Annotated in this window: 23 protein-coding genes; 9 read left to right on the top strand and 14 right to left on the bottom strand. The window is 65.2% G+C overall.

Annotated elements, in window-relative coordinates; genetic code table 11:
- Positions 1–48: 48 nt before the first annotated feature.
- The 3 genes from nthA to QDT69_RS06275 are packed head-to-tail and all read left to right on the top strand — an operon-like array spanning position 49 to position 1,711.
- Entirely contained in the window at positions 49–678 is a 630-nt protein-coding gene (nthA, locus tag QDT69_RS06285) for a nitrile hydratase subunit alpha (protein ID WP_279705764.1), read from the top strand.
- On the top strand, positions 675–1,334 hold the full coding sequence (gene nthB, locus QDT69_RS06280; RefSeq protein ID WP_279705763.1) for a nitrile hydratase subunit beta: 660 nt from the start codon (positions 675–677) through the stop codon (positions 1,332–1,334). The genes nthA and nthB overlap by 4 nt, the downstream gene beginning before the upstream one ends.
- Positions 1,334–1,711, top strand: coding sequence for a nitrile hydratase accessory protein (locus tag QDT69_RS06275; protein WP_279705762.1), 378 nt, complete (start codon positions 1,334–1,336; stop codon positions 1,709–1,711). Before nthB ends, QDT69_RS06275 begins: the two co-directional genes overlap by 1 nt.
- A gap of 318 nt (positions 1,712–2,029) precedes the next feature.
- Here QDT69_RS06275 and QDT69_RS06270 read toward each other — a convergent pair whose 3' ends face one another.
- Positions 2,030–2,602, bottom strand: coding sequence for an Ada metal-binding domain-containing protein (locus QDT69_RS06270; RefSeq protein ID WP_279706178.1), 573 nt, complete (start codon positions 2,600–2,602; stop codon positions 2,030–2,032).
- A 125-nt stretch (positions 2,603–2,727) separates the two neighbouring features.
- Here QDT69_RS06270 and QDT69_RS06265 point away from each other — a divergent pair, with 125 nt between their 5' ends.
- The gene (locus QDT69_RS06265) at positions 2,728–3,945 is read left to right on the top strand and encodes an MFS transporter (protein ID WP_279705761.1); all 1,218 of its coding nucleotides are present in this window, start codon (positions 2,728–2,730) and stop codon (positions 3,943–3,945) included.
- Between the two features lie 18 nt (positions 3,946–3,963).
- Here QDT69_RS06265 and queC read toward each other — a convergent pair whose 3' ends face one another.
- Positions 3,964–4,680, bottom strand: a complete 717-nt coding sequence (queC, locus tag QDT69_RS06260) for a 7-cyano-7-deazaguanine synthase QueC (RefSeq protein WP_279705760.1) — start codon at positions 4,678–4,680, stop codon at positions 3,964–3,966.
- A 129-nt stretch (positions 4,681–4,809) separates the two neighbouring features.
- Here queC and mazG point away from each other — a divergent pair, with 129 nt between their 5' ends.
- A complete protein-coding gene (gene mazG, locus QDT69_RS06255; RefSeq protein ID WP_279705759.1) occupies positions 4,810–5,655 on the top strand; it encodes a nucleoside triphosphate pyrophosphohydrolase in 846 nt (281 codons plus the stop codon).
- Between the two features lie 181 nt (positions 5,656–5,836).
- Here mazG and mgtE read toward each other — a convergent pair whose 3' ends face one another.
- The 8 genes from mgtE to dusB form a co-directional block, all read right to left on the bottom strand.
- Positions 5,837–7,183: a magnesium transporter gene (mgtE, locus tag QDT69_RS06250; RefSeq protein ID WP_279705758.1), complete on the bottom strand. Its 1,347-nt coding sequence runs from the start codon at positions 7,181–7,183 to the stop codon at positions 5,837–5,839.
- Between the two features lie 173 nt (positions 7,184–7,356).
- Positions 7,357–8,751, bottom strand: a complete 1,395-nt coding sequence (gene hflX, locus QDT69_RS06245; RefSeq protein WP_279705757.1) for a GTPase HflX — start codon at positions 8,749–8,751, stop codon at positions 7,357–7,359.
- Between the two features lie 11 nt (positions 8,752–8,762).
- A complete protein-coding gene (gene hfq / locus QDT69_RS06240) occupies positions 8,763–9,011 on the bottom strand; it encodes an RNA chaperone Hfq (RefSeq protein WP_006020546.1) in 249 nt (82 codons plus the stop codon).
- A 385-nt stretch (positions 9,012–9,396) separates the two neighbouring features.
- Positions 9,397–10,767, bottom strand: coding sequence for a sigma-54 dependent transcriptional regulator (locus QDT69_RS06235; RefSeq protein WP_050419702.1), 1,371 nt, complete (start codon positions 10,765–10,767; stop codon positions 9,397–9,399).
- Between the two features lie 17 nt (positions 10,768–10,784).
- Positions 10,785–13,220, bottom strand: a complete 2,436-nt coding sequence (locus QDT69_RS06230) for a PAS domain-containing sensor histidine kinase (protein WP_279705755.1) — start codon at positions 13,218–13,220, stop codon at positions 10,785–10,787.
- A gap of 269 nt (positions 13,221–13,489) precedes the next feature.
- Entirely contained in the window at positions 13,490–14,932 is a 1,443-nt protein-coding gene (ntrC, locus tag QDT69_RS06225; RefSeq protein WP_050419700.1) for a nitrogen regulation protein NR(I), read from the bottom strand.
- Positions 14,933–14,941: 9 nt separating this feature from the next.
- Positions 14,942–16,117: a nitrogen regulation protein NR(II) gene (locus QDT69_RS06220; protein WP_163151507.1), complete on the bottom strand. Its 1,176-nt coding sequence runs from the start codon at positions 16,115–16,117 to the stop codon at positions 14,942–14,944.
- On the bottom strand, positions 16,114–17,115 hold the full coding sequence (dusB, locus tag QDT69_RS06215; RefSeq protein ID WP_279706177.1) for a tRNA dihydrouridine synthase DusB: 1,002 nt from the start codon (positions 17,113–17,115) through the stop codon (positions 16,114–16,116). Before dusB ends, QDT69_RS06220 begins: the two co-directional genes overlap by 4 nt.
- Before the next feature lie 288 nt (positions 17,116–17,403).
- On the opposite strand from dusB, the gene QDT69_RS06210 reads away from it, so the two are divergent.
- The 3 genes from QDT69_RS06210 (at position 17,404) to QDT69_RS06200 (ending at position 19,779) form a co-directional block, all read left to right on the top strand.
- Positions 17,404–18,600, top strand: coding sequence for a bifunctional 2-C-methyl-D-erythritol 4-phosphate cytidylyltransferase/2-C-methyl-D-erythritol 2,4-cyclodiphosphate synthase (locus QDT69_RS06210; RefSeq protein WP_279705754.1), 1,197 nt, complete (start codon positions 17,404–17,406; stop codon positions 18,598–18,600).
- A 1-nt stretch (position 18,601) separates the two neighbouring features.
- Positions 18,602–19,201: a CinA family protein gene (locus QDT69_RS06205; RefSeq protein WP_029084148.1), complete on the top strand. Its 600-nt coding sequence runs from the start codon at positions 18,602–18,604 to the stop codon at positions 19,199–19,201.
- A gap of 173 nt (positions 19,202–19,374) precedes the next feature.
- A complete protein-coding gene (locus QDT69_RS06200) occupies positions 19,375–19,779 on the top strand; it encodes a BA14K family protein (protein WP_279705753.1) in 405 nt (134 codons plus the stop codon).
- Between the two features lie 86 nt (positions 19,780–19,865).
- Here QDT69_RS06200 and QDT69_RS06195 read toward each other — a convergent pair whose 3' ends face one another.
- The 3 genes from QDT69_RS06195 to lipA form a co-directional block, all read right to left on the bottom strand.
- The gene (locus QDT69_RS06195) at positions 19,866–20,333 is read right to left on the bottom strand and encodes a type II toxin-antitoxin system RatA family toxin (protein ID WP_279705752.1); all 468 of its coding nucleotides are present in this window, start codon (positions 20,331–20,333) and stop codon (positions 19,866–19,868) included.
- Positions 20,333–20,872 carry a DNA topology modulation protein gene (locus QDT69_RS06190; RefSeq protein ID WP_279705751.1) on the bottom strand — a complete coding sequence of 180 codons (540 nt, stop codon included), beginning with the start codon at positions 20,870–20,872 and terminating at the stop codon, positions 20,333–20,335. The genes QDT69_RS06195 and QDT69_RS06190 overlap by 1 nt, the downstream gene beginning before the upstream one ends.
- A 90-nt stretch (positions 20,873–20,962) precedes the next feature.
- Positions 20,963–21,922 carry a lipoyl synthase gene (gene lipA, locus QDT69_RS06185; RefSeq protein ID WP_279705750.1) on the bottom strand — a complete coding sequence of 320 codons (960 nt, stop codon included), beginning with the start codon at positions 21,920–21,922 and terminating at the stop codon, positions 20,963–20,965.
- A gap of 132 nt (positions 21,923–22,054) precedes the next feature.
- Between lipA and QDT69_RS06180 the strand changes: the two genes are divergently transcribed.
- Positions 22,055–22,660: a DNA-3-methyladenine glycosylase gene (locus QDT69_RS06180; RefSeq protein WP_279705749.1), complete on the top strand. Its 606-nt coding sequence runs from the start codon at positions 22,055–22,057 to the stop codon at positions 22,658–22,660.
- Between the two features lie 30 nt (positions 22,661–22,690).
- Here QDT69_RS06180 and QDT69_RS06175 read toward each other — a convergent pair whose 3' ends face one another.
- Positions 22,691–25,558: a valine--tRNA ligase gene (locus QDT69_RS06175; protein WP_279705748.1), complete on the bottom strand. Its 2,868-nt coding sequence runs from the start codon at positions 25,556–25,558 to the stop codon at positions 22,691–22,693.
- Positions 25,559–25,656: the final 98 nt, after the last annotated feature.

Below are 25,656 nucleotides of genomic sequence, written 5' to 3'. Positions count from 1 at the left end.
GTATTGCTTGCCTCGACATAACACGGCGATTTCGCCTATTCTGTAGGCATGAGCGAACATGATCACCACCACCACGATCACGACCATTCCGAACTGTCGGAGACCGAACTGCGCGTCCGCGCGCTGGAATCGATCCTGACCGAGAAAGGCTATGTCGAGGCTGCAGCGCTCGACGCCATCGTGCAGGCCTACGAGACCAAGATCGGTCCGCATAACGGCGCCAAGGTCGTCGCCAAGGCCTGGACCGATTCCGCCTTCAAGAAGGCGCTGCTCGAGGACGCCAGCAAGGCGGTCGGCACCCTCGGCCATGTCAGCCGCGTCGGAGACCATCTGGTCGCGATCGAGAACACGCCCGGCCGTCACAACATGGTCGTCTGCACGCTCTGCTCCTGTTACCCCTGGGAAATGCTCGGCCTGCCGCCGGTCTGGTACAAGGCCTCGCCGTACCGCTCGCGGGCGGTCAAGGATCCGCGCGGCGTGCTCGCCGATTTCGGCGTCAGCCTGCCGAAGGAAACGGAAATCCGGGTCTGGGACTCCACGGCTGAGACGCGTTTCCTGGTGCTGCCGATGCGGCCCGCAGGCACCGAGGGCTGGAGCGAGGAACAACTCACCGAGCTCGTGACGCGCGATTCCATGATCGGCACCGGCTTCCCGAGAACGCCGGGAGCACCGTCGTGAACGGCGTCCACGACATGGGCGGCATGGACGGGTTCGGCAAGGTCGAGCCCGAGCTGAATGAGCCGATGTTCCATGAGGAATGGGAATCGCGGGTGCTCGCGATGGTCCGCGCGATGGGCGCGGCCGGCGCATTCAACATCGACGCCTCGCGCTTCTACCGCGAGACCCTGCCCCCGCAGGTTTATCTGTCGAGCTCCTATTACAGGAAATGGCTGCTCGGGCTGGAGGCGCTGCTGCTCGACAAGGGCTATATCTCCAAGGACGACGTCGCTGCCGGACATTCCGTCGCGCCGGCGAAAGCGCTCAAGCACGGCAAATTCTCGACCGCCGATATCGAGCGCATCATGGTGCGCGGCAAGTTCGGACGTGCCGCGCCGGCCGCTGCGAAATTCAAGGCCGGCGATCGGGTGCGGGCGAAGAACATCCATCCGGCCACGCACACGCGGCTGCCGCGCTATGTGCGTGGTCATGTCGGCGTGGTCGAGCGCGATCATGGCTGTCACGTTTTCCCCGATACCGCGGCGAACGACGCCGGCGAACATCCGCAATGGCTGTACACCGTCGTGTTCGACGGACGCGAATTGTGGGGACCGGATTCCGATCCGACCATCAAGGTTTCGATCGACGCGTTCGAGCCGTATCTGGAGGCCATCTGATGGATGCCGGAGCCGCTGCGCGCGCGACCAGCGCCGTGTCCAGCATTCCCCGCGATCAGGACGGTCCGGTGTTCCGCGCACCGTGGGAGGCGCAGGCGTTCGCCATGGCCTTGACGCTGCATGATCGCGGCGTGTTCACCTGGCCCGAATGGGCGGCCGCCCTCGCCGATCAGATCAAGCGCGCGCAGGCCGCCGGCGATCCCGACACCGGCGAGACCTATTACCAGCATTGGCTGGCGACGCTCGAGCACCTCGTCGCCGCCAAGGGCGTCACCACAACGGAGACCCTGCACCGCTACCGCGACGCCTGGGACCACGCTGCCGATCGCACCCCGCACGGCCAGCCGATCGAGCTGACGGCGAAGGATTTCGAGTAGCGGCCCTCTTCCGTCATTTGACTGGGTCGCGCCACACTCGCAGCCGTCGTCCCTGCGAACGCAGGGACCCATACTCCGTAGCAGGCGTAGTGAATGGAACTGGCCGTTCCAGCATAGCTCAACAAAAAGATCGGTGGTTATGGGTCCTCTGCTTTCGCAGGGACGACACTGAATGTGTTGCACGGGCTGTGAGCCAAACATCCACGTTCTCGCGACATGTTTTGGCCAAGCTTTGTATTTTGCCGCCACCCCTCCGTCATTCCGGGGCATCGCGAAGCGATGAGCCCGGAATCCATAGAGCCGCAGATCCGCCCCACGTCACCGCCGCATCAAGTGCCTGATGCGTCTGACATGCGACGGCGGCCGTCGATAGATGTCTGCAAAGACTGCATTGAACCGCCGGAGACTGCGGAAGCCGGCCTGCTCGGCGACGTCGATCATCGATAGATCGGTATCGTCGAGCAGCCGTTTGGCGCGCTGAACGCGCGTGGTCTGTGCAACTTGTAGCGGGCTTGCGCCGAGATGTTCTTGAAACAGCCTGTTCAGGTGCCGCGGTCCGATCCCGAGCCTGTCCGAAAGATCGCCGACATTGCCGTGGTCGAGGAATCCGTTCTTGATCAGGCGAAGCGCGCGTTCGACGGTTGTACGTGTCCCGTTCCATGCCGGCGAAAACGGTGCAGCTTCGGGCCGGCACCGAAGACACGGGCGGAAACCTGCAGCCTCGGCTGCCGCCGCCGACGGATAGAATTTTACATTTGCGGCCTTGGCGGGACGAACAGGGCACACTGGCCGGCAGTAAATCTTCGTCGTCCTGACGCCGGAGAAGAAGCGGCCGTCATAACGATGATCCCTTCCGACCCGTGCCCGCTCACATTCATCTGCATCAAGCATGAACGTCCTCCGGGCCCGCGGGACGACCGCGTCCGAATCCGGCGAGTCCCATTCGCCGGCCGATGATAAGGCATCGATCTGCCGCCACCAAGCGGTAGTCATCGCTGACGAACCACGGTGCATACATGAACCCGCAGACACGCTTTGCCGGCTGGTCCGTCGCATGGACCGCGTTCGTGGTCGCGGTCTTTGCCTGGGGCATCGGCTTCTACGGTCCAGGCGTCTTCCTGCAAACGCTGCATCAGTCGACGGGGTGGCCGATCGCGGTGATTTCGGCAGCCGTCACCCTGCACTTTGTCGTCGGCGCTTGCATCGTGGCATTCCTGCCTGAATTGCACGGGGCATTGGGTATCGTCCGCGCCACGATCGCTGGCGCAATCCTGACCGCGACCGGCCTAGTCGCATGGTCGATGGCATCAGCGCCCTGGCAACTTGCTCCTGCGGCCGTGATCTCCGGCAGCGGTTGGGCCATGACGAGCGGCGCAGCGCTCAACGCGATGATCGCACCGTGGTTCGACCGCGATCGGCCGAAGGCGATCAATCTTGCCTTCAATGGCGCCAGTATCGGGGGCGTCGTCTTTACTCCCCTCTTTGTCACGCTCATCGCGAGCATCGGCTTCCCTGCCACCGCGCTTTGCCTCGGCAGCACCATTGTTCTCGTGGTCAGTCTGCTTGCACAACGCTATTTGGGGCTGTCTCCCCGCGATCTCGGCCTCATGCCGGATGGGCGTCCACTCGAAGCCACGCAGGCGGCTGCGGCTGCGGAGAAGCGGCTGCCGCGCGCCGTGCTCATGCGAACACCGGAATTCGCGACCTTGTCGGCCGCCTTTGCCTTGGCGCTCTTTGCCCAGGTCGGGGTGCTCTCCCACCTGCTGGCTCGGCTGTCGCCTGTCTTCGGCGCAGGCCGGGCTGCCGCGATCATGAGCTTCACCACGATTGCTGCGATTGCAGGCCGAACGCTGCTCGGCTGGCTGCTGGGAGACCGCGACCGGCGTGGAGCCGCGAGCATCAACTTTCTCGTCCAGAGTGTTGGTGTCGGCCTGCTGTGCGTTGCCGACACCCATCTCGTCCTCCTGATCGGCTGCGCGCTGTTCGGCCTCGGCGTTGGGAATGTCGCTCCGCTGCCAACCTTCATCGCGCAGAAGGAGTTCCACGGACAGAATGTCGGTACGGTGGTGGCGCTGGTAGTCGCGATCAATCAGGCTGTCTTCGCCTTTGCTCCGGCCATTCTCGGTACGATCCGCGACGTTACGGCAGACTACACAGCAGCCTTCGTTGTGGCTGCGGCCGCGCAGGTGCTCGCCGCACTCATCGTCCTTGCCGGCCGACGCGGACCGGCCTGAGCCAAGACTTGCGAGCGGCTAATCGCCCTGCGCGACATATTCCCGCCAGCCCTTGGCGCGCAGGGCGCAGGCCGGGCATTCGCCGCAGCCATAGCCCCAATCGTGCTGGGCACCGCGTTCGCCGAGATAGCAGGTGTGCGAGTGCTCGCGGATCAGATCGACCAGCCCTGCCCCGCCGAGATCGTGCGCGAGCCGCCAGGTCGCGGCCTTGTCGAGCCACATTAGCGGTGTGTGCAGCTCGAAGTCCTTGGCCATGCCGAGGTTGAGCGCGGACTGCAGCGCCTTGATGGTCTCGTCGCGGCAATCCGGATAGCCGGAATAATCGGTCTCGCACATGCCGCCGATGATGTGGCGGATGCCGCGCCGATAGGCCAGCGCCGCGGCGAAGGTGAGGAACACGAGGTTGCGGCCGGGCACGAAGGTGTTGGGCAACCCGTCCGCGCCCATTTCGATGGCGACGTCGCGGGTCAGCGCGGTGTCCGAGATATCAGACAGCGTCGGGATCGCAAGCGTGTGGCTGTCGCCGAGCTTCGCCGACCAGTCCGGCCGCATCTGCTTGATCCCGGCCAGCAGCCGGTCGCGGCAATCGAGCTCGACGGCGTGGCGCTGGCCGTAGGAAAAGCCGAGCATCTCGACGCGCGCAAACCGCGATAAGGCCCAGGCCAGGCAGGTGGTGGAATCCTGGCCACCGGAAAACAGCACCAGCGCGGTGTCGGAAGTGTTCTGATCGGTCATGGAACGCGATTTAGCACCTGACGGCGCCCGAGGCCAATCGGTGGACAGCGCCGTGATTCTGGCGCGTTCTTCTGGGATCGGCTGGGCCGATTTGGCATAACGCGTCTACCCTTCACAGTCCGGTGTCCCATGACCCCTTCCCGCGACATTTCCCGCCTGATCGAGATCATGGCCGCGCTGCGCACGCCGGTGACCGGCTGCCCATGGGATCTCATTCAGAATTTCGAGACCATCGCACCCTACACCATCGAGGAAGCCTATGAGGTTGCGGATGCGATCACGCGCGGCGACCTCGACGATCTGCGCGAGGAGCTCGGCGATCTGCTGCTGCAGGTGGTCTATCACGCCCGCTTGGCAGAGGAGCAGAACGCGTTCGCGTTTGGCGATGTGGTCGAGGCGATCACGAGGAAGATGATCCGCCGTCATCCGCATGTATTTGCTGACCAGGACGGCAATATCCAGCCCGCCGGCGTCAAGAGCGCTTGGGAACGCATCAAGGCCGAGGAGAAGGCCGAGCGCGCGGCGCGCCGGCCGCCGGAGGACACCGCGCACAAATCCCTGCTGGCTAGCGTGAAGGCCGGCCTGCCTGCCTTGACCCGAGCGATGGAATTGCAGCGCAAGGCCTCCACCGTCGGCTTCGACTGGAACGATCCGCGCGCGGTGCTCGCCAAGATCCGCGAGGAGGCCGACGAGATCGAGGCTGCGCTCGACCGCAACGACAAGCAGGAGGTCGCCGAGGAGACCGGCGACCTGATGTTCGCGCTGGTCAACCTCGCCCGCCACGTCGACGCCGATCCGGAAACCGCGCTGCGCGCGACCAACGCCAAGTTCGAGTGCCGGTTCGCCTATATCGAGGAGGCGCTGGCGGCGAAGGGGCGTTCGCTGGAGGGCGCGACGCTGGAGGAGATGGACGCGTTGTGGAACGAGGCGAAGACCGCTGTCGTCCCTGCGAAAGCAGGGACCCATACTGCGTGATCTATCGATTGGGTGACGGTGCTGGTACCGGGTGATTCACAGCCAGATGCCGTCGTGAAGGTGAACTTCCGCCGTGCTCAGCAATGCGGGCCGGTGGTTATGGGTCCCCGCTTTCGCAGGGACGACATTGAGTGTGCCGATGGAGCTGCGCCCAAAAGAAAGAAAGCGCAGCCCCCTCACCTCACAACAACGTCCCGCGCAGGATCACCGCGGCTACGCCGAAATAGATCACGAGGCCGGTCACGTCGACCAACGTCGCGACAAACGGCGCGGAGGCGCTGGCCGGATCGAAGCCGATGCGCTTGAGGATGAACGGCAGCATCGAGCCGCAGAGCGAGCCGAAGGTGACGATGCCGATCAGCGCAGCGGCGACGGTCGCGGCAACCAGCACCCAATGCGGGCCGTAGTCGAACAGACCCATCGTCTGCCAGAGCGTGATCCTGACAATACCGATCAGGCCGAGGATGGAGCCGAGCACGATACCGGTCGGCAGCTCGCGCACGGCGACACGCCACCAGTCGCGCAGCCGCACCTCGTGAAGCGCCAGCGAGCGGATCAAAAGCGAGGTCGCCTGCGAACCGGAGTTGCCGCCGGAGCTCATGATCAGCGGGATGAACAGCGTCAGCACGATCGCCTTCTCAAGCTCGCTCTGGTACGACTGCATCGCGGTCGCGGTCAGCATTTCCGACAGGAACAGCGCGCACAGCCAGCCGGCGCGCTTCTTGATCATCTCGCCGAAACCGATCCGCAAGTACGGCTCGTCGATCGCTTCCATGCCGCCGAACTTCTGGGCGTCCTCGGTCGATTCCTCGACGATGGCGTCGATAACGTCGTCCACCGTGACGATGCCGAGGATGTGGCCGGGACCGTCTACGACCGCGACCGCAAGCAGATCGTAGCGCGAGATCAGCCGCGCCGCCTCCATGCGGTCGGCCTCGGGCGCGATCATCAGCGGCTTTCGCGCCGGCGCAGCAGTCAGCACATTGGCGTGCGGATCGGCCGAGATCAGGCGGCGCAGCGGCACGGCCTGGATCAGTGTCTTCTTGACCGGGTCGATCACGAAGATCGAGTACACGGTCTCGCGGGTGCGCTCGACCATCCGGATGTGGTGCAGGACCTCGGCGATGGTCCAATTCGAGGGCACGCTGACGAACTCGGTCGTCATGATGCTGCCGGCGCTGCGCTCGGGATAGGCCAGCAGCCCCGAGATGACGCTGCGGGTCTCCGGATTGAGCCCGTTCAGCAGTGTGGTGCGCAGCGGCTCGACCAGTTCCTTGAAAATGTCGGCGGCGCGGTCGTCGGAGACGCCTGAGAGCAGCGACACCGCGGTGTCCTGCGGCAGCTCGGCCAGGATCTCGCAGGTGTTGTCGAGCCCGGGCAGGTCGAGCACCTCGATCGCCTTCTCCGCCGGCAGCGCTTGCAGCAGTTTTGCCGCATCCACCGGCTCCCGGGCGTTCAGCGCATCGACGATCTCGGGCGCCCGCGCATGGGCGAGGTCCCCGTTCGGGCTGAGCGTCTCTTTGGTCATGGTTTCGGAATCTTGCATCGATCGCCCTCGCCTTTGCGTTCTGGAGCGCAATGAACCAAGGCGACGCAGATTTCAAACAGAAAGTGCGGCGGCACGTCGCAGGGTGTGGTCGAGTGAGGCCAAGTCACGGCGCCGTCATATTTCGGCGGATTGCGGCGCGCGGTGCCGGAGCCTTACGCCCCGTGCGGCACGGCGGCGAACCGGCTCACCACGATGTCGCGCTTGGTCTCGTCGACCCGCACCGTCATGTCAAAGCGCTCGCCGTGGAGCTCCTTGTGCAGGACCTCGGCGTTGCGATGCAGCCAGCTGATGCCGGCGCCGTCGGAGGCGTCGATCGAGAGCTGCAGCGTCATGCGCTTGGCCGCGAGGCGATCCTCAATCGCTGACAACAGTGCGTCGATCCCCTCGCCGGTCACGGCCGAGACCAGGAAGCAAGGCCGCTCCGGCGGCCGGCGCGCAGCGATGTTGCGCAGATTGTCCCGCTCCTCGGGATCGAAGCGGTCGATCTTGTTCCAGACCTCGATGATGCGCTGGCCGCCGTCGGCGTCGGGATCGATGCCGAGCTGACGCAGCACGCCCTCGACGTCGCGCTCCTGTGCCTCGGCATCTTCATGCGAGATGTCGCGGACATGCAGGATGATGTCAGCTTCCAGCACCTCCTCCAGCGTGGCGCGGAACGCGGCCACCAGCTGGGTCGGCAGATTGGAAATGAAGCCGACCGTGTCCGACAGCATCGCCTTGCCGCCATGCGGCAGGTTGAGCGCGCGCAGCGTCGGATCCAGCGTCGCAAACAGCATGTCGGCGGCCTGCACGTCGGCCCGGGTCAGGCGGTTGAACAGGGTCGATTTGCCGGCATTGGTGTAGCCGACCAGCGCCACCACGCGGTACGGCACGCGCTGGCGGCCAGCGCGATGCAGCCGCCGCGTCGCCTGCACCTTCTTCAATTCGCCCTCGAGCTTGGTGATGCGCTCGGAGATCAGGCGGCGGTCGGCCTCGATCTGGGTTTCGCCGGGGCCGCCCATGAAGCCGAAGCCGCCGCGCTGACGCTCGAGATGGGTCCAGGACCGCACCAGGCGGCTGCGCTGGTAGTTGAGATGGGCAAGCTCGACCTGCAGCGCACCTTCCTTGGTCTTGGCGCGGCGGCCGAAGATTTCCAGAATCAAACCGGTGCGGTCGAGCACCTTGGTGCTCCAGGCCTTCTCGAGGTTGCGTTGCTGGATCGGCGACAGCGCGCAATCCATCACCACGAGCTCGACGTGGTTGCTGGCGACGAGGCCGTTGATCTCCTCGACCTTGCCTTTGCCGAGATAGGTCGCGGGCCGAATCTGGCTGATCGGCGCGATGACGGATTCCACCACGGTGAGGTCGATCGCTCCGGCAAGGCCGGCGGCCTCCTCGATCCGGGCTTCATAGTCGCGGACAGAGGACTCCGTTTGCGCGTCGCCGTCGCCACGGCGCACGCGCAGGTACGGGCCGATGACGATCACCCGCCCGCTGCTGCCGTTCCCCGCCGACCCGGGCCTAGACTTGGTCCGGTCGGCGCCCCCTTCACGATTGAAGGGTTCCAATCAGTTCACTCTCAAGCCGGTGCGTCCTCACCACCTTCGAACAGCTGAATCGGGGCTCCGGGCATGATGGTCGAGATCGCATGCTTGTAGACAAGCTGCGAGTGACCGTCGCGCCGCAGCAGCAAACAGAAATTGTCGAACCATGTGACAATGCCCTGCAGCTTTACTCCGTTGACCAGAAATATCGTCAGTGGCGTCTTGGTTTTACGAACGTGATTAAGGAAGGTGTCTTGTAGATTTTGTGCGCGGTCTGCCGCCATTGTTTTTGTCCCGCAAGCTTGTGCTTCTTTTTATTGAACCGGTTGCGGCTCTCTCACGGAGCCTCCTCCGGCTGCCCACCTGCCCTGAGATCCCCCTCTGGCAGGCGTAGCGGTAGGATTAGAGGCCACGCGCGGTTTTTAGGCAAGCCGGTTCGCGGTGCAGTCGGTAGGAACACGGTGGCAATTCTAAGAAAGGGCGAAGAAAGAGACGAATATTCTCGTGGAGAGTGGATAAATCCCCGGTTGTGCCGGTACCACCCTCGCCTTGCTTACCGGCCCACCCGGCCCCGAGCTGGTCCCCCCGCCCCGGCGGGTGATCGCCGAGGCTTAACGCCAAGTCGCCTGCACTCCTAGTCGCCTGCGGTTGCCGGCCCGGGGCGCGGGGTCAGCCGACCCCGAGCGCCTTCAGCTTGCGATGCAGCGCCGAGCGCTCCATGCCGACGAACTCCGCGGTGCGCGAGATATTGCCGGAGAAGCGGCTGATCTGGGCGATCAGATAGTCGCGCTCGAACACCTCGCGGGCCTCGCGCAGCGGCAGGCCCATGATGTGTTCGCCATTGTTGGAGGTCGGCATCGCCGGCACCATCGAGCCGACGTCCTGCGGCAGCATGTCGGCAGTGATGATCGCTTCCGGGCCGCCGCCTGCCAGGATCATCACGCGTTCGACGTTGTTGCGGAGCTGGCGGACGTTGCCGGGCCAGACATGGGACTGCAGCACGGCCATCGCGTCTTGCCCGATTTGCCGCTTCGGCAGGCCGGTGGCCGCCGAGATCTGGTCCATGAAATAGTCGATCAGCTCGGGAATGTCCTCGCGGCGCTCCGACAGCGGCGGCACCCGGATCGGCACCACCGAGAGGCGATGATAGAGGTCTTCGCGGAAACGCCCGCCGGCGATCTCCTCCTCGAGATTGCGTGCGGTCGAGGAGATGATGCGGACGTCGACATGCACCTTGCTGGTGCCGCCCTGGCGCTGGAAGGTCTGATCGACCAGCACGCGTAGGATCTTGTTCTGGGTCTCGCGCGGCATGTCCGCGATCTCGTCGATGAACAGCGTACCGCCATGCGCTTCCTCGAGCGCGCCGGCCTTGCGCTGCTGCTCGCCGTTCGATCCCTCGATGCCGAACAGCTCGATCTCCATGCGCTCCGGCGTGATTGCGGCCGCATTGATCACCACGAACGGCCCTTCGGCGCGACCCGACGCATGGTGCAGCGTGCGTGCAGCGAGCTCCTTGCCGGCGCCGGAGGGACCTACGATCAGGATACGGCTGTTGGCCTTGGCGGCGCGGTCGATGGTCTGACGCAGCTGGTTCATGCAGGCCGAGCGGCCGGTCAGCACGCTCGCCGCAGGCGCCAGCTGCTTGAGCTCCTTCACCTCGCGCTTCAGCCGCGAGGTCTCCAGCGCGCGGGTTGCGACCAGGATCAGCCGGTCCGACTTGAACGGCTTCTCGATGAAGTCATAGGCGCCGCGCTTGATCGCGGCGACCGCGGTCTCGATGTTGCCGTGGCCGGAGATCATGACGACCGGCAGATCGGCATTGTCCTTCTTGATCTGCTCGAGCAGTTGCAGGCCGTCGAGCTTGGAGCCCTGCAGCCAGATGTCGAGGAAGATCAGGTTCGGGCGGCGGTTCGCGATTTCGGCCAGCGCCGAATCGCTGTCGCGCGCGGTGCGCGTGGAGAAGCCCTCATCGTCCAGGATACCCGCGACGAGGTCACGAATGTCAGCTTCGTCGTCGACAATCAGAATGTCACTTGCCATGGGTTACACCTGCCTTGTCAGTCGCCCGTCGCGGCTTTGATTTTTGGCTCTTGGCTTCTTGGCTCTTGCGCATTTGGCTCTTGGCTATTTGCTTCTTGGATTTTTGGTTCATTGTTGGTCGCCTGTGCCGGGCCGTTGGTCGGCTCTTCCGGCGGATTTTTTTCACTGTCGGGGTCGTTTGATGCCGGTTTCGCGTCCGGCTTTTGGTCCTTGCTCTCCGGCTTGGCCGGCTGGCCGGTGACGGAAAAGCGCAGCCGCATCCAGGCGCCGCGCTGGCCCTCGCGGAAATCGGATGCGTCCTTGAGCTCGATGCGGCCGCCATGGTCCTCCAGAACGCGACCGACGATCGCAAGTCCAAGGCCGGTGCCCTTCGCCCGCGTCGTGACATAGGGCTCGAGCAGCCGCGCGCGTGCGACCTTGGGCAGGCCGATACCGTTGTCGACGACGTCGATCAGGATGTCGTCACCCTCGCGCTGGGCCACGACGTCGATGCGTCCCTTGCCGAGTTCCTCGGGCGGCACCTGCTCGATCGCCTCGGTCGCATTCTTGATGATGTTGGTCAGCGCCTGCGAGATCAGCCGGCGGTCGAACTGCGCCGGCAGCGGCGACTGCTTGATGTCGGCCTCGATGGCGAGATCGGGATGCGCGACCTTCATCAGGAACACCGCCTGGCGCACCACGTCGGCGACGTCCTCGCCTTCCATCACGGGCTTCGGCATCCGCGCAAAGCGCGAGAACTCGTCGACCATGCGCCTGATGTCATCGACCTGGCGCACGATGGTGTCGGTGCACTGCTCGAAGATCGACTTGTCCTTTTCCTCGGTGATGGTCTTGCCGAACTTGCGGCGGATGCGCTCAGCCGAGAGCTGGATCGGGGTCAGCGGGTTCTTGATCTCGTGCGCGATGCGGCGGGCGACGTCGCCCCACGCCGAGGTGCGCTGCGCGGAGACCAATTCGGTGATGTCGTCGAGCGTGATGATGTAGCTGTCGCGGGACTGGCTGGTCTGCTCGGCCGAGACGCGGACCGACAGATTGCGCTCATGGCCGTCGCGCAGGATCGTGACCTGCCCCTGCACCAGGCGCTGCGTCCCCTCGCGCGCGGTCTTCATCATCTCGTCGAGCTCGGGCAGCACGTCCGAGAGCGGATGGCCTAATGTCTCCGACTCGGCGTGCCCGATCAGCTTTTCCGCCGAGCGGTTGAGGACGCCGACCGTGCCCGACGCGTCGACCCCGATGATGCCGGCGCTGGCCGACGACAGTACTGCTTCGATGAAGCGGCGGCGGCTGTCGATGGTCTCGCTGGCATCGACCAGCTCGTTGCGCTGGGTGCGCAGCTCCCGGGTCATCTTGTTGAATATCTCGCCGAGCAGCGCGAGGTCGCTCTCCGACTTGTTGACCGGCACCTGGACATTGAGATTGCCGGTCGAGACCTCGCTCGCCGCGCCCATCAGGTGGCGGATCGGCGACACCAGCCCGTTGGCGAAGTTGAGGCCGATCAGCACCGAGGCCATCAGGATGGTCAGAGCGATCACCGCGAACATCAGCGCGAACGCCACCTGGACACCGAGCCTCTGAGTCTCGACCTGGGCATATTCGGCGGCGCTGGTCTGGGTCTGCTTGAGTTGGGCGACAACAGCCGGATCGAGCAGCCGCGCCACGTACAGGAACATGTCGTCATAGGCCCGCAGGCGGACCACGGAGGCGACGTAGTTTTCCGGGAAGACCGAGATCTTCGGCTCGGTTTCGTTGACGTCCTTGAGGATGTCCGGCGGCGGCGGTTCGTAGTTCAGGCGGCTGCCGGTCTCTGCGCTCGCGACGATGTGGCCGTCCTTGTCCATCAGCACCGCGACCGGCAGATTGCGCGCCGCGGCGCCGGCGGTCAGGAGCTGCAGGAACGACATGCGATCCTGGTCATAGAGCGGCCGGGCATGGGCGAGGTCGTTGGCCATCGCCAGCGTGTCGCCGTTGATGAGCTGCGCATGCTCTTGCATGTAGGCGCTGGCGATGGTCAGCGAGTTCTGGATCACCTGCTTGGTGGGGCCCGAGAACAGCCGGTCGAGGCCGCGCTCGATGGTGACATTGGCGACGATCGACACCAGCACGGCGGGCAGCACGGCGATGACAGAGAACAGGCCGACGATCTGCACATGCAGCCGTGCCGCCGCCCGGCCGCGGCGCCTTGCCTGCACCATCTGCCAGACTTCGCGGACGATGATGCCGACCAAGAGCAGGATCGAGCCGGCATTGATCATCAGGAAGGAGCGGACCACCTCGGGCGTCGGCTCGATCGGGGTCAGGCCGGTCAGTACCACGAAGGTCAGGAAGGCGGACAGCAGTGCGATGGCTACGGCGAACGGCGCCAGCCAGCGGCGCAGCGGAAAGCCCCGCGCCTCTGCATGGGGCTCGGCCGGCGGCGCGTGGATCGTTGAAGCGGTTGTCTCTGCGCTGGTCATACCGGCAATTGAGCTGAGTGCGATCGCCCGCGGGAATTGCGAACTGATGCAATCATATCACAATGTTGCCGAATTGCGACATTTCCGCGGCGCAAACCGCGGTGCGGCGCCGTGTCCTCAAAACCATTTGTGACTACTCAATAACGGTAACCGCGCCGTCCGGATTCGCCGGAGCTTCGCGTCTGATCAAGACAGAACCGAAGCTCGAGCCCTTTGTTCCGTCGCGTTTTTCTTCACACGAACCGGCGTGCGCCTTGCTCGAAAACGCCCTACCCGCCGCTCCGGTAGACCTGGATATCGAGGTCGCGGATCTTCTTGCGCAGCGTATTGCGGTTCAGTCCGAGCAGATCGGCGGCCCGGATCTGGTTGCCGCGGGTCGCCGCCAGCGCGGCGGTCAACAAGGGGATCTCGATCTCCTTGAGGATGCGGTGGTAGAGGCCCGGCGGCGGCACGCCGTTCGGGAAGCCGGAGAAGTGCGAGGACAGATAGGCCTCGACCGCGCCGCCGAGATTGTCGACGCCGACGGTCGCGGTGCTGCCCGAGGTGACCGCGGGCGGCGCCAGTTCGCCATCAATGACCGAGGACGTGATGACGTCCTGCGGATAGAGCGCTGCGAGCCGCCGAGCGAGGTTCTCCAGCTCGCGGACGTTGCCCGGCCAGCGGTGCTGCTTGAGCCGCTCCAGCGCCTGGGCGTCGAGCTTCTTCGGCGGCAGCCCGTCTTTCTCGGCGAGCGAGAAGAAGTGCCGGATCAGGTCGGGCAGATCCTCGATGCGCTCGCGCAGCGGCGGCAGCCGCAGCGGCACCACGTTGAGGCGGAAGAACAGATCCTCGCGGAACAGGCCCTGCTGGATCAGGATGCGCAGGTCCTTGTTGGAGGCCGCGACGATGCGCACGTCGGTCTTGATCGGGGTGCGGCCGCCGACGGTGGTGTATTCGCCCTGCTGCAGCACACGGAGCAGACGGGTCTGCGCCTCCATCGGCATGTCGCCGATTTCGTCGAGGAACAGCGTGCCGCCCTCGGCCTGCTCGAAGCGGCCGGAGGCCCGGGTGTTGGCGCCGGTGAACGCGCCGCGCTCATGGCCGAACAATTCCGACTCGATCAAGTCGCGCGGGATCGCCGCCATGTTGACCGCGACGAACGGGCCGTTGCGGCGCCGGCCGTAGTCGTGCAGCGCTCGGGCGACGAGCTCCTTGCCGGTGCCGGACTCGCCGGAGATCATCACGGTGAGATCGGTCTGCATCAGCCGCGCTAGCACGCGGTAGATTTCCTGCATCGCCGGCGAGCGGCCGACCAGCGGGATCGAGTCGAACTCGCCGTCGTCGGCGGGACTGGAGACCCGCTCCTTCGGCTCGGCCAGCGCGCGGCCGACGATGGTGATCAGCTCCTTCAGGTCGAACGGCTTCGGCAGATATTCGTAGGCGCCGCGCTCGGAGGCGCGAATCGCGGTCATGAACGTGTTCTGCGCGCTCATCACGATGACCGGCAGGTTCGGCCGCATCTTCTTGATCCGCGGCAACAGATCGAACGCGTTCTCGTCCGGCATCACCACGTCGGTGATGACGAGATCGCCCTCGCCCTGGCTGACCCAGCGCCACAGCGTGGCGGCGTTGCCGGTCAAGCGCACCTCGTAGCCGGCGCGGGAGAGCGCCTGGTTCAGGACGGTCCGGATGGCTGTGTCGTCGTCAGCGACAAGTATGCTACCTGCAGGCATTGGTGTTCCTCATCGTGCATCCTGAGAGGCAGGCGAGGACGTACCCGGAACGTCATCGCGGTTGCTATGGTCGTGTTGCTTGGCGGCGCTGTACATCGGCATCAGCACGCGGAAAGTGGTTTTGCGCGGCTGCGACTCGCATTCGATGATGCCGCCGTGATCGCCGACGATCTTGGCGACCAGGGCGAGGCCGAGCCCGCTTCCGGTCTGCTTGGTGGTGACGAAGGGATCGAACAGGTTCGGCAGCAGGTCTTCCGGCACGCCCGAGCCGTTGTCCTTGACGCAGAATTCCAGCGGCAGCGAGACCCGCGATTTCTTGCCGGGCACCGACAGCCGCACGCCCGGCCGGAACGCCGTGGTGAGGTGGATCTCCGCATCGGTGCCGAGATCGGCGACCGCTTCGGCCGCGTTCTTCACGAGGTTGAGGAACACCTGGATCAGCTGGTCCTGGTTGGCGAGCACCGGCGGCAGCGACGGATCGTAGTCCTCGATGAAGCGGACGTTGCGGGCGAAGCCGGATTGCGCGAGCCGCTTCACGTGGTCGAGCACGGAATGGATGTTGACCGGACCGCGCGCCACCGGGCGGTCGTCGCCGAACACCTCCATGCGGTCGACCAGCGTCACGATGCGGTCCGCCTCGTCGCAGATCAGCCGCGTCAGCAGCCGGTCCTCGGAGGACGCCTGCTGCTCCAGCAGCTGCGCGGCACCTCGGATGCCCGACAGCGGGTTCTTGATCTCATGGGCGAGCATTGCGGCCAGCGCGATCACCGAGCGCGCCGCGCTGCGATGGGTGAGCTGGCGGTCCATCTTGTCGGCGATGGTGCGCTCCTGCAGCATCACCACGATGTGGCCGGGCCGCTCGGTCAGCGGCGCGACGTGCAGATCGACCTGGCGATCGCCGCCGATCCGCGGCGTGCCGAGATCAACCTTGTATTCGTTGACCGGCGAGCCGCTCGCGCGCACCTGCTCGATCAGCGCCAGCAGCGGGCTGCCGAACGGCACCAGCTCCTTCAGCGACTGCCGGCGCAGGAACTGGGTCGAGATCTCGAAGAAGGATTCGGCGGCGATGTTGGCATCGACGATCCGGCCGTCGGGTGCGACCAGCAGCACCGGATTGGGCAGCGCGTTGAGGATGGCCTCACCGTCGGTCGGCACGGGCCGGCGGAATTCCATGGCTGACGTCATGCGGCAGCACTCCAGGCAAAATCGTCGTAAGCGTCCTCGAGCGCGCGATGCACGCTGGACGGCTCCTCCGAGGTCAGGATCGCCTGCCGCCAGGTCTTCAAGGTTGCCACCGGCGCGCAGCTGTAGGCCGCGGCGGTCTCCAGCGCCCAGCCGAGATGCTTGCGCGCATGCTTGAGCCCAATGCGCAGGCCATAGTGGCTGCACACCTCGTCATAGAGCGCGCGAACATGCTTGAGCTGCTCGGCGAGCGACGGCGCGGCCTCGGCGACCCCAGTCTCGAGCCGGCGGCCGATCTGGCCGGGCAGCCAGGGCTGCCCCTGGGCGCCGCGCCCGATCATGACGGCGTCGGCGCCCGACTTCTCAAGCGCGCCGACGGCCTTGTCGAATGACGTAATGTCGCCATTGACCACGACCGGGATCGAGACGGCATCCTTGACCGGACGTACCGCGTTCCAGTTCGCCTCGCCCTTGTAGAACTGGCAGCGGGTGCGGCCATGCACGGTGATCATCTGGACGCCTGATGCCTCGGCGCGGCGCGCCAGTTCCGGCGAATTGAGCGAGCGATCGTCCCAGCCGAGCCGCATCTTCAGCGTCACCGGAACCTTGACCGCGGCGATAGTCGCATCGATCAGCGCGACCGCATGGTCGAGGTCGCGCATAAGCGCCGAGCCGGACTGGCCGCCGGTGACGTGCCGTGCCGGGCAGCCCATGTTGATATCGATGATGTCGGCGCCGGCGCCCTCGGCGATCCGCGCGCCCTCCGCCATCCAGTGCGTCTCGCAGCCGGCAAGCTGGACCACATGCGGCCCGATCCCGGCTGCCTCACAACGCAGCTTCGACATCGGCTTGCCGTTCACCAGATCGTCGCTGGCAGTCATCTCGGAGACCACCAGGCCGGCGCCCAAAGTGGCAGCGAGTCGCCGGAAGGGCGCGTCGGTGATGCCGGACATGGGCGCGAGGAGAACCCGGTTGGCGACAGCAATATCGCCTATCTTCAATGGGTTACGAGAAGTACTTTGCACGCCGGTCACAGCCGTCTCGTCGTTTTGCAGCCACGCCATTGCAGCTGACATCGTCTATTCTGCGCACAATTCTTGTGCAGTCAAGGTTCATGCCTACGGTTTAGACATTTCTATCACCGACGCAAGTGCACTGCAACAAAATCTGCTTTTCCCACAGTCAGCGGCAAACGCTCTGTTTTTGCGCAGCGGTCATGCTAAGGGCTGTGCGCGGCGGGCGATCCCCGCCATCCCCCTCATCCCCGATTCGTCTGTCACTGGTTCAAAATGCCGAAGTCTGAGCGTACCGCAGCCATCCTTGTCGCAGCCGGCCGTGGACTGCGCGCCGGCGCAGGCGGTCCGAAGCAATACCGAACGATCGGCGGACAGACGGTGATCTATCGCGCCATGGAGGCGTTCTCCGGACATCCGGATGTCTTTGCGGTGCAGCCGGTGGTCAATCCTGACGATGCCGCGCTGTTCGACGAAGCAGTCGCAGGCCTGCGCCATCAGCCGCCAACGCCGGGCGGCGCAACCCGGCAGGCCTCGGTCCATGCCGGGCTCGAGGCGCTTGCCGGCGAGAAGCCGGACATCGTGCTGATCCACGATGCCGCACGCCCCTTCGTCACCGCAGCCGTCATCTCACGCGCGATCGCGGCGGCCGGACGGACCGGCGCAGCGATCCCCGTGATTCCCGTCACCGATACGATCAAGCTCACCGGCGATACCGGCGACGTCGAGGCGACGCCGGAGCGCGCGCGCCTGCGGATCGCGCAGACGCCACAGGCGTTTCGTTTCGACGTAATATTGGAGGCGCATCGTCGCGCTGCGCGCGAGGGCCGCAGCGATTTCACCGACGATGCCGCGCTTGCTGAATGGGCGGGATTGACCGTTGCGACGTTTGAAGGCGATGCTGCCAACATGAAACTCACCACACCCGAAGACTTCGTGCGCGAGGAAGCGCGGCTCGCAAGCCAGCTCGGCGACATCAGGACCGGCACCGGCTACGACGTGCATGCCTTTGGTGACGGCGACCATGTCATGATCTGCGGCGTGCGCGTGCCGCACACCAAGGGATTTTTGGCCCATTCCGACGGCGATGTCGGGCTGCATGCGCTGGTCGACGCCATCCTCGGAGCGCTGGCCGACGGTGACATCGGCTCGCATTTCCCGCCGAGCGATGCCAAGTGGAAGGGCGCCTCCTCCGACCAGTTCCTCAAATATGCCGTCGAGCGCGTCACCGCGCGCGGCGGACGGATCGCCAATCTCGAGGTGACGATGATCTGCGAGCGGCCGAAGATCGGTCCGCTGCGCGACACCATGCGCGCGAAGATCGCGGAGATCTCCGGCGTCCACATCTCGCGCGTCGCGGTCAAGGCGACCACCAGCGAGCGGCTCGGCTTCACCGGCCGCGAGGAAGGCATCGCAGCAACCGCGAGCGCGACGATCCGTCTTCCTTGGGACGACAAGAGCTGGAGTGCCTGACATGGGCGGCAGCGACGCTCGTGCCCTCTCCCGCTCGCTGCTCGACCTGTGCCGGATGCGCAAGCTGACCATCGCGACCGCCGAATCCTGCACCGGTGGTCTGGTCGCAGGTGCGCTCACCGACATCCCCGGCTCGTCCGACGTGATCGATCGCGGCTTCGTCACCTATTCGAACGAGGCCAAGCGGGTGATGCTCGGCGTCAAGGCGGCAACGCTGGAGACGTTCGGCGCCGTGAGCAAAGAAACCGCGACCGCGATGGCGATCGGCGCGCTGGAAAAGGCCGGTGTCGACCTTGCGGTCTCGATCACCGGGATCGCGGGCCCTGGCGGTGCGACCCCGGGCAAGCCGGTGGGCCTCGTGCATTTTGCCGTTGCCGCGCGCGACGGCCGCATCCTGCATCGCGAGCAGCGCTTCGGCGCGATCGGCCGCAGCACGGTGCGGCAACGTTCGGTGGTCGAAGCGCTGCGCATGTTGATGGAACTCGCGCGCCCGCCACAGGCCGCCAAGCCGCGCCGTGAGACCGCCAGCCGCTTGCGGCCGAGGGTGGCCCGTTCGCCGCGGAGCCACGCCGCGAAACGTCGGCGGCCGCCGCGCGGTTAGGCCTACCCAAGTCTGTTCGCACAAGCGACGTCCTCGGCGATACCTTCGAGTCAACTGCGACCCAGTGCCGCCCACCTCAGGTGGAACGTTGATGTCACCTCGCCGTTTTCTCCTGATCCAACTCTGCTGTTTCAACTGTTCTTCGAACAGCAAAATCCCACAACAAGGAGAAAATGATGAAGTTGGGAACTTTGGTCGTGGCCGCAATCACCGCCGGCGCCATGACGCTGTCGACTGTTGTCCCTTCGTTTGCCGCGCCGCTCGCGCCCGCCGCCCGCTTGCAGGACCAGCCTACCTCCGTCGAGCACGTGCAGTATCGCCACTGGCACGGCGGCCCGCGTTACGGCCATCGGGGTGGATACGGCTACCGTGGCGGATACCACCACCATCACCACGGTGGCGGAAACGGCGCTGCGGTCATCGGTGGGCTTGCGGCCGGCGCAATCATCGGCGGCGCCATCGCGGCGAGCCAGGCCAAGGCCAACAACGACGCCTATTGCTCGCAGCGCTTCCGCTCCTACGACCCGGCTTCCGGCACCTACATCGCCTCCGGCGGCGTGCGGCGTTCCTGCCCTTAACGGCGGCGAACGCGCATACACGTCATACGTCATGCCCGGCCCTGTGCCGGGCATTTCCGTTTCGGGAGGAAGACGAGACGGCTTCGCTAGGTCGAGATCGCCGGCTTGCCGTAGACCTGGTCGGCGCGCTTCTCGAACGCGTGGGCAAACCGCCCGAAAGCGGCGTCGAACATCGAGCCCATCAGCATCGCGAGCATCCTGCTCTTGAATTCGTAGTTCAGGAAGAAGCCGACATCGCATTCGGTCTCCGACTTCGGCTCGAAGCTCCAGCGGTTCTCCAGATTGCTGAACGGGCCGCGGAGATATTCGACCAGGATCTTCAGGTTGGGCCGGTCGAGCGTCACCTTGCTGGTGAAGGTCTCCCGCACCAGCTTGAAGGAGACCGTCATGTCGGCGACCACGACCTCGGTGCCGTCGTCCTTCGGCGTCCGCTGGCGGATCTTGAGCGCCTGGCACAGCGGCACGAATTCCGGATAGCGCTCGACGTCGGCGACCAGATCGAACATTTGAGGTGCGGTGTGGCGGACCCGCCGCTTGCTGGAGAATCGTGGCATCAGTGGATACTCGCACGGTTTGGCGGGAGTGCGAGGTTGTTCAGATAGTCGTCGGCCTGCCCTCGGTTGGTAAAGCAGACCAGCGATTGATCGGCACGCAGTCCTGAAAAATATTCGATCAGCTTCGGCCGCTGTTGCCTGCGATAGGTCCAGACGTAGCGGAAGAATTCCAGATCGATCTTCTCCGGGCAGCCTTCCGCCATCTCCGGCCGCACCTGGCCATAGCTCGCGGCAATGCGGCCGAGGATTCCGAGCATGCAGGTCGATCGCGGCAGGTCGAACCAGATGATCGTATCGGAGAGTTCTTTGCGCAACTCACCCGCACCACTCTTGGTGTAGTTCCCATCCATGATCCAGCGCGGCTCTCGCGCCGCTGCGGTCATGCGGCGGTTGAATTCGTCCTTGTCGGACTCGACCCAGCCCGGCTTCCAGAACAGCGCGTCGATCGACACGGTCGGGATGCCTGTCAGGGCGGACAGCCGCCGCGCAAAGGTCGACTTGCCGGATCCCGACGATCCCATCACCAGAACGCGCTGCATTGGTCCCGTCCAAGGTTCGGTCAAGGCTCGATCAGGGCTCGATCCGGCAACGGCGCATGATGGCGCCGGCTTCCCGCTCTCAATCAAAATCTAGCGGCCACGTGCCGTGCGTGCCGCCTGCAGTTTCGCAAAATCCTCGCCGGCATGATGCGACGAGCGCGTCAGCGGACTCGCCGACACCATCAGAAAACCCTTGGTATAGGCAACGCGCTCGTAGCCCGCGAATTCGTCAGGGGTCACGTATCGCATCACGGCGTGATGCTTGCGCGTCGGCTGCAGATACTGGCCGATGGTCAGGAAATCGACTTCTGCCGAGCGCAGATCGTCCATCACCTGCAGCACCTCGTGCCGCTCCTCGCCGAGGCCGACCATGATGCCCGACTTGGTGAAGATGGTCGGGTCCATCTCCTTGACCCGCTGCAGCAGCCGGATCGAATGGAAATAGCGCGCGCCCGGACGGACCGTCAGATAGCGCGAGGGCACGGTTTCCAGATTGTGGTTGAAGACGTCGGGTTTCGCCGCGACCACGCGCTCGAGCGCGCCGTCCTTGCGCAGGAAGTCCGGCGTCAAGATCTCGATCGTGGTGCTCGGGCAGCGCGCGCGGATGGCGTGGATCGTCTGGGCAAAATGCTCGGCGCCGCCGTCGGCTAGATCGTCGCGATCGACCGAGGTCACAACGACATGGTTGAGCCCGAGCTTGGCGGTGGCCTCCGCGACGTATTCCGGCTCGCTCGCCTCAAGCGCGCCAGGCATGCCGGTCTTGACGTTGCAGAACGCGCAGGCGCGCGTGCAGGTGTCGCCCATGATCATGAAGGTGGCGTGCTTCTTGTCCCAGCACTCACCGATATTGGGGCAGCCTGCCTCCTCGCACACCGTGACGAGGCCGTTCTCCTTCACGATCCGGCGCGTATCCGCATAGCCGCGCGTGTTCGGCGCGCGAACCCGGATCCAGTCCGGCTTCGGCGGCGACACGGCATCCGGCCGGTTCACCTTTTCGGGGTGACGGGGGCGGAGCTGAGTGGTGGAGATGGTGTCGACGATGGTGACCATAGGTGCCTGCAAGTCGCGAGAAACCATAGCTAATCGGTGTTGGCGCGGCTCGCAACCCGCGCTGCGACCCTAGCAGATCAGCCCAGATATTGGCAGTGTTGCGGTCCGTTCCATGCCGATTCCCACCTCAAAATGGCTCAAAATCCTCGCTTCACCCGTGCGACCGCGCCGCGCCTCGGCAAGGCCCTGAAACGCGCATTCTTCGATCGCAGCGTCCATGAGGTCGCGCCCGACCTGATCGGTGCGACCTTCCTGGTCGGCGGCGTCGGCGGCATCATCACCGAGGTCGAGGCCTACCATCACACCGAGCCGGCGGCCCACTCGTTCAATGGCCCGACCCCGCGCAATCAGGTGATGTTCGGCCCGCCGGGGTTCTCCTATGTCTACCGCTCCTACGGCATCCACTGGTGCGTCAACTTCGTGTGCGAGGAAGCGGGCTCGGCCAGCGCCGTCCTGATCCGTGCGATCGAGCCGACCCATGGGCTCGCCGCGATGCGCCGGCGGCGCGGGCTGGAGGACGAGCGCGCATTGTGCTCTGGGCCGGGCAAGCTGTGCGAGGCGATGGGCATCACCATCGCGCACAGCGAATTGCCGCTCGACCGGCCGCCGATCGCGCTGCATGCTCGGCTGGAGAAACCCGACATCGTCACCGGAATCCGGATCGGCATCACCAAGGCCGTCGAGCTCCCCTGGCGCTACGGCTTGAGAGGATCGAAATTCCTCAGCAAGCGGTTCTGAGCGCCAAGACGTCTCCTATCGCGGCGTCCGCTACGACGCCTTCTTCAGCCGCTCGATCGCCTCGAGGATCTTGGCCCGGCGCTCCTGAGCCGCCGCGCGCTTTTCCTTCTCTTCCTCGACGAGTTCTTCCGGCGCGTTGGCGACGAACTTCTCGTTGGAGAGTTTGGCGTCGACCCGCTTGATGTCGGCGTCGGCCTTGCCGAGCTCCTTCTCCAGCCGCGCCCGTTCGGCCGCGAGATCGATCACGCCCTTCAGCGGAAGTGCCACGACCTCGCCGCGCACCAAAAGCTGCATGGCGCCTTCCGGCGCAGCGTCCGCGAACGAGATCTCCGACAAGCGCGCGAGACGCTTAATGGTGTCGTTCCAGCGCTGTGCGCGATCGCGCGTCTCGTCAGATGTCGTCACGATCACCAGCGGCGTCAGCGTCGACGGCGGGATATTCATCTCCGCCTTCACCGACCGCATCGCAGTGACGAGATCGACCACCCAGCCGATCTCGGCCTCAGCGGCGGGATCGCTGAACTCGTCCGCGTCGAGCGCGGCAATGACCGGGGGAATGATCGGGTCGACCATTGGCCCTGCGGTCGCGATCGCCGCCAGCTGCTCGCCAGTGACGCCCGACTTGCGCGGCCAGGAGGCCAGCACCAGCAGGCCGTCGCGCTTTGCGGTCACGGCCCACAGCTCCTCGGTGATGAAGGGCATGAACGGGTGCAGCAGCTTGAGGATCTCGTCACGCGCCCAGGCGATCATGGCGCGGGTCTCGGCCTTGGCCGCGCCCTCCTCGCCCATCAGCACCGGCTTGGCGAGCTCGAGATACCAGTCGCAGAACACGTTCCAGACGAAACGGTAGATCGCGCCGGCTGCATCGTTGAAGCGATGATCCTCGATCGTCTCCGTCACCTCGCGGGTGACGCGCGAGGTCTCGTGCGCGATCCAGCGGTTCAGTGTTTCCTTGGCGGCCTTCGGATCGAAACCGTCCGGCTTGGCGCACTCGTTCATCTCCGCGAAGCGGCAGGCGTTCCAGAACTTGGTCGCGAAGTTGCGGTTGGTCTCGACCAGATGCGGCGACAGGCGGATGTCGTGGCCCTGCGCCGCCTCGCGGGTCAGCGCGAAGCGCAGCGCGTCGGCGCCGTATTCGTCGATCACGCCGAGCGGATCGATGACGTTGCCTTTCGACTTCGACATCTTGGCACCCTTCTCGTCGCGGACGAGACGGTGGATGTAGACGGTCGAGAACGGCGCCTGCTTCATGAAATGCAGGCCCATCATCATCATGCGGGCGACCCAGAAGAAGATGATGTCGAAGCCGGTGACCAGCGTGTTGGTCGGGTAGTAGCGCGCGACCTCCGGCGTGTCGTCCGGCCAGCCCAGCGTCGAGAACGGCCACAGCGCCGACGAGAACCAAGTGTCGAGCACGTCCTCATCGCGCGTGATGAAGCCCTCGCGCTTGGCGGGGTCGGTGGCCATGTCATGGCCCTGCTCCGGCGTGATGACCTCCTGCTCGACGTAATAGCCGAGCGCGTTGCCGACCGCCTCTTCCTCAGTCTCGGCGACGAACACCTTGCCGTCCGGGCCGTACCAGGCCGGAATTTGATGGCCCCACCAGAGCTGGCGCGAGATGCACCAAGGCTGGATGTTCTCCATCCATTCGAAATAGGTCTTTTCCCAGTTCTTCGGCACGAACGTGGTTTCGCCCGAGCGCACCGCCGCCATCGCCGGCTGCGCCAGCGTCTTGGCGTCGACATACCATTGGTCGGTCAAATACGGCTCGATCACGACGCCGGAGCGGTCGCCATGCGGCACCATGTGGGTATTGGGCTCGATCCGCTCGAGGAAGCCGAACTCCTCCAGCCTTGCGACGATCTTCTTGCGCGCGGCGAAGCGTTCGATCTTGTCGAACTCGGCGGCGAACTCGTCGGAGCCCATCGGCAGGCCGCGCAGATAGTCCTCGTTGTCGGAGAGGCTGAGACAGCCCTCCTGATCGAGCACGCTGATCTGCGGCAGGCCGTGGCGCTTGCCGATCTCGAAGTCGTTGAAGTCGTGCGCCGGCGTCACCTTGACGGCGCCCGAGCCCTTCTCCGGATCGGAATAGTCGTCGGCGACGATCGGAATCTTGCGCCCGACCAGCGGCAGGATGACGTGCTGGCCGACCAGGTCGGTGTAGCGCTCGTCGTCCGGATGCACCGCGACCGCGGTGTCGCCCAGCATCGTCTCGGGACGCGTCGTCGCGACCACGATGAACGACTTCGGATCATCCGGGCTGAAGCTGCGGCCCTCGATCGGATAGCGCAGATACCAGAGATGGCCTTTGACCTCGACCTGCTGCACCTCGAGATCGGAGATCGCGGTGAGCAGCTTCGGGTCCCAATTGACGAGGCGCTTGTCCTTGTAGATCAGGCCATCGCGATGCAGCTCGACGAACACCTTGACGACGGCGCGCGACGGGCCCTCGTCCATGGTGAAGCGCTCGCGCGACCAGTCGCAGGACGCGCCGAGCCGCTTGAGCTGGTTGACGATGGTGCCGCCGCTCTCGGCCTTCCACTGCCAGACCCGCTCGAGGAACTTGGCGCGGCCGATATCGCGCCGGCCCGGCTCCTGCCGTTCCATCAGCTGGCGCTCGACCACCATCTGGGTGGCGATGCCGGCATGGTCCGTGCCAGGCTGCCACAGCACGTCGCGGCCGCGCATCCGCTCGAAGCGGCACAGGATGTCCTGCAGCGTGTTGTTGAGCGCGTGGCCCATGTGCAGCGAGCCGGTCACGTTCGGCGGCGGGATCACGATGGTGAAGGGCGCGGCGTCCTTGCGCTCGGGCCGGCCGGCCTTGAACGCACCGCTCTCCTCCCAGATCCGGGCCATGCGGTGCTCGATATCGGCGGGCTGGTAGTTTTTCTCGATCATGACAATGCGCTGTGGACCATGGGGAAAGGTTAGAAAGCCGCCGGAGCGCACCAAGTCAACCGGACTGGCGCGTCAAAACGGCGTTTTGGGCATTTGGG

It is taken from the genome of Bradyrhizobium sp. CER78 (assembly GCF_029846235.1).
Classification (GTDB): domain Bacteria; phylum Pseudomonadota; class Alphaproteobacteria; order Rhizobiales; family Xanthobacteraceae; genus Bradyrhizobium.
The sequence above is the reverse complement of the archived record's forward strand: the minus strand, read 5'-3'. Positions and strand labels throughout refer to the sequence as shown.

What these genes read in the sequence shown, in the direction of transcription:
- nthA (WP_279705764.1), top strand. Translation starts at nt 49, where the DNA reads ATGAGCGAACATGATCACCACCACCACGATCACGACCATTCCGAACTG.
- QDT69_RS06275 (WP_279705762.1), top strand. Translation starts at nt 1,334, where the DNA reads ATGGATGCCGGAGCCGCTGCGCGCGCGACCAGCGCCGTGTCCAGCATT.
- QDT69_RS06270 (WP_279706178.1), bottom strand. Translation starts at nt 2,602, where the DNA reads ATGCTTGATGCAGATGAATGTGAGCGGGCACGGGTCGGAAGGGATCAT.
- QDT69_RS06265 (WP_279705761.1), top strand. Translation starts at nt 2,728, where the DNA reads ATGAACCCGCAGACACGCTTTGCCGGCTGGTCCGTCGCATGGACCGCG.
- queC (WP_279705760.1), bottom strand. Translation starts at nt 4,680, where the DNA reads ATGACCGATCAGAACACTTCCGACACCGCGCTGGTGCTGTTTTCCGGT.
- mazG (WP_279705759.1), top strand. Translation starts at nt 4,810, where the DNA reads ATGACCCCTTCCCGCGACATTTCCCGCCTGATCGAGATCATGGCCGCG.
- mgtE (WP_279705758.1), bottom strand. Translation starts at nt 7,183, where the DNA reads ATGACCAAAGAGACGCTCAGCCCGAACGGGGACCTCGCCCATGCGCGG.
- hfq (WP_006020546.1), bottom strand. Translation starts at nt 9,011, where the DNA reads ATGGCGGCAGACCGCGCACAAAATCTACAAGACACCTTCCTTAATCAC.
- QDT69_RS06235 (WP_050419702.1), bottom strand. Translation starts at nt 10,767, where the DNA reads ATGGCAAGTGACATTCTGATTGTCGACGACGAAGCTGACATTCGTGAC.
- QDT69_RS06230 (WP_279705755.1), bottom strand. Translation starts at nt 13,220, where the DNA reads ATGACCAGCGCAGAGACAACCGCTTCAACGATCCACGCGCCGCCGGCC.
- ntrC (WP_050419700.1), bottom strand. Translation starts at nt 14,932, where the DNA reads ATGCCTGCAGGTAGCATACTTGTCGCTGACGACGACACAGCCATCCGG.
- QDT69_RS06220 (WP_163151507.1), bottom strand. Translation starts at nt 16,117, where the DNA reads ATGACGTCAGCCATGGAATTCCGCCGGCCCGTGCCGACCGACGGTGAG.
- QDT69_RS06210 (WP_279705754.1), top strand. Translation starts at nt 17,404, where the DNA reads ATGCCGAAGTCTGAGCGTACCGCAGCCATCCTTGTCGCAGCCGGCCGT.
- QDT69_RS06205 (WP_029084148.1), top strand. Translation starts at nt 18,602, where the DNA reads ATGGGCGGCAGCGACGCTCGTGCCCTCTCCCGCTCGCTGCTCGACCTG.
- QDT69_RS06200 (WP_279705753.1), top strand. Translation starts at nt 19,375, where the DNA reads ATGATGAAGTTGGGAACTTTGGTCGTGGCCGCAATCACCGCCGGCGCC.
- QDT69_RS06195 (WP_279705752.1), bottom strand. Translation starts at nt 20,333, where the DNA reads ATGCCACGATTCTCCAGCAAGCGGCGGGTCCGCCACACCGCACCTCAA.
- QDT69_RS06190 (WP_279705751.1), bottom strand. Translation starts at nt 20,872, where the DNA reads ATGCAGCGCGTTCTGGTGATGGGATCGTCGGGATCCGGCAAGTCGACC.
- lipA (WP_279705750.1), bottom strand. Translation starts at nt 21,922, where the DNA reads ATGGTCACCATCGTCGACACCATCTCCACCACTCAGCTCCGCCCCCGT.
- QDT69_RS06180 (WP_279705749.1), top strand. Translation starts at nt 22,055, where the DNA reads ATGGCTCAAAATCCTCGCTTCACCCGTGCGACCGCGCCGCGCCTCGGC.
- QDT69_RS06175 (WP_279705748.1), bottom strand. Translation starts at nt 25,558, where the DNA reads ATGATCGAGAAAAACTACCAGCCCGCCGATATCGAGCACCGCATGGCC.